We start from the raw sequence: 298 nt of genomic DNA, 5'->3' as shown, positions 1-298 counted from the left end.
GGTTGAAGGTGTATCGTAAGGTATGCTGGACTGGTTAGAAAAGAAAATGTAGGCATAAGTAACGATAATGCGGGCGAGAAACCCGCACACCGAAAGACTAAGGTTTCCTCAGCTATGCTAATCAGCTGAGGGTTAGTCGGGTCCTAAGGCGAACCCGAAAGGGACAGTCGATGGCCAACGGGTTAATATTCCCGTACTACTGTTAATTGTGATGGGGTGACGGAGTGATGAAAGTACCGCGAACTGACGGAATAGTTCGTTAAAGCACCTACCTATAGGTCTTGTAGTTAAATGCGCA

1 rRNA gene is annotated in these 298 nt (G+C 47.0%); it reads left to right on the top strand.

The window, feature by feature from the left end:
- Positions 1–298: ribosomal RNA gene (locus G6042_RS00470) — 23S ribosomal RNA — on the top strand; the annotation flags it as partial.

The organism is Flavobacterium solisilvae, from assembly GCF_012911605.1.
Lineage (GTDB): Bacteria > Bacteroidota > Bacteroidia > Flavobacteriales > Flavobacteriaceae > Flavobacterium > Flavobacterium solisilvae.
Note: the sequence above shows the minus strand (reverse complement) of the source record. Positions and strands in the feature narration are given on the sequence as shown.